The organism is Mesorhizobium sp. (genome assembly GCF_005063415.1).
Classification (GTDB): domain Bacteria; phylum Pseudomonadota; class Alphaproteobacteria; order Rhizobiales; family Rhizobiaceae; genus Mesorhizobium.
Map to the genome: position 1 here is coordinate 1 of NZ_SUEG01000109.1, position 1,414 is coordinate 1,414.

Sequence of the window (1,414 nt, forward strand, 5' to 3'; positions counted from 1 at the left end):
GCGTCGGCGGTTCCTGGGTGGCGCCGGACGATCTGGTCAAGGCCGGCAAATGGGACGAGATCGAAGCCTTTGCCCGCGCCGCAAGCAAGCTCGGCCGCTAGCCTTCCGCATGAAGGCCCGCAAATCTGGCCTGCTGCCGATGTGATTTGCCGGCTGGTTCCCGCTCATGGGCTCGAACCACGATTCACGCCTTCAAAGGGCGCTGTCCTACCATTAGACGAAGCGGGAGAATGCTGACCTTGGTTAGCATCCCGGCACGAAGGAAGCCAGTGCCGGCGGCGGGAGCGGCCGCTGCCAGCGCGGCCTCTACGATATCTGCCCAGCCGTTATTTGGTCTTGAAGCGGGCCACCGACATGAACTTGACGGCTTTGCCGGTGAACCGGTTGGCGTCGGCCATCTCGTTGCCCGGCTGGAAGCCTACGGTATAGACCTCGCTCGGTGCCGTACGGACGAAGTCGTAGGCGTAGCGCGGCGCCGTTGTCGCATCTGAAACGGTTGCGACATACTCACCGCTGTGCAGCGCCCAACGGGCGGCCTGCGGCGCGGCGGCGACCACCACCGGCTTGGGGCCGGGCTTCAGGTCGCGGGCGGTGGCCCTGGGTTCCTTGCGTGTGGTCTTCACGCCCGCACCGATGACGGCCGCCGGATCGGAGCCGGCCGGGCGGGCAACGATGGCCTCGCGCGGCGATGCCCCGTCGCTCGATGCCCCGTCGCTCGATGCCCCGTCGTCGTTCGCCGGTACCTCGAACACCGATGCTTGCTCGGAAAGCGACGCGACCTTGTATTCGTCGGTCGCGCTGACCCGTTCCAGAACGGCCTTGACCTCGTCGGGCTGCGAACTGTCTGGCCGCGCCGACGGCAATACGGAGAATGCGTCGGTGGCGGTGTTGCTCCGCTCAGCCGCACTCGCCAGCGCCAGCAACACTTGCTTGTCCTGCGGCGCAAGACCCGCCGACGAAAGATCGGCCGGCAGCGAATGATCGGGCCGCCAGCTCGGCACGGGAATGGTGTTCGCCGCGGTCTGCACCGGGCCGGCCGCAGCAGACGGATCTGCCATGCCGAACGGCACATTTGCCGGCGCCGCACTGGCCGTCGCCACGCTTGCCGGCGCTTGCGCGGTCGCCACCGCCTGTTCGGTCGATCCAGCCGCATCCGCCACGCCGAACGGAACGTTTTCAGGCGGCTGGGCGCCGACGTCGGTCTTCGGGCGCGGAGCAAAATCCGGCAGCGGAATGCTGCGCGCCGGCAATGCCGCGATGATCGTCTCCGGCGTGTCGTTTTCCGGTTCAGGCGCAGGCGCCGGAGCATCGGCGACTTCCGGAATCTCGGCGCGCTTGGCGTCCTGAGGCGCCACGATGGCAATGCCAGGCAGGTTGCTGCTCTTGGCGGACGGCGCCGGCTTCACGTTACGGG

At 67.8% G+C, this 1,414-nt stretch carries 1 tRNA gene and 2 pseudogenes; 1 reads left to right on the top strand and 2 read right to left on the bottom strand.

The window, feature by feature from the left end:
• A pseudogene (locus E5W70_RS23430) lies at positions 1–101 on the top strand (keto-deoxy-phosphogluconate aldolase); the annotation flags it as partial.
• Positions 102–154: 53 nt separating this feature from the next.
• On the opposite strand, the gene E5W70_RS23435 reads toward E5W70_RS23430, so the two are convergent.
• Positions 155–228, bottom strand: a tRNA-Gln gene (locus E5W70_RS23435).
• Between the two features lie 98 nt (positions 229–326).
• Positions 327–1,414 (bottom strand): annotated as a pseudogene (locus E5W70_RS23440) (peptidase M15); the annotation flags it as partial.